Raw genomic sequence first — 559 nt, 5'->3', positions numbered from 1 at the left:
TTGTTTATAAAGCTGACGCTCAATTTACGGTTTCGGTCGACGGCAAACAGGTCGGCGGAACTCTAACCGCGCATGCCGCTTACACAGCTGGACAAAGCGATCTTATTGCAGTGCATGGCGATTGGAGCGCAGGTGAGCATAGCGTCTCCATTCATCTTTTGGCCGATGCATCCGACCCGGGTCAGCAACTTTTTGTCGGCGGCGCTACATACAATGGTTCAAGTGTTACTGGAAGTTCGTATTCGGTTTCATCCGGAGCTGCCGATCAATTCGTTTTCCACGATGCCTCATCGCCTGCAACGACTGTGCCGCCAGTTTCTTCAAGTCCGTCGTTGCCTGCAAGTGGCACGGTAAGTTCGAATGGTCCTACAACGCCGGTTTCGACGAGTATCGGAACTGGTGCAGATCAATTAATCTTTAAAGTCAGCGAATTTGTTTATAAAGCTGACGCTCAATTTACGGTTTCGGTCGACGGCAAACAGGTCGGCGGAACTCTAACCGCGCATGCCGCTTACACAGCTGGACAAAGCGATCTTATTGCAGTGCATGGCGATTGGAG

The 559-nt window shown here is 51.2% G+C and carries 1 pseudogene; it reads left to right on the top strand.

Going from position 1 to position 559, the window contains the following annotated elements:
• A pseudogene (locus FV233_RS30810) lies at positions 1-559 on the top strand (1,3-beta-glucanase); the annotation flags it as partial.

The organism is Methylobacterium sp. WL7 (assembly GCF_008040085.1).
Taxonomy (GTDB): domain Bacteria; phylum Pseudomonadota; class Alphaproteobacteria; order Rhizobiales; family Beijerinckiaceae; genus Methylobacterium; species Methylobacterium mesophilicum.
The sequence above is the reverse complement of the archived record's forward strand: the minus strand, read 5'-3'. Positions and strand labels throughout refer to the sequence as shown.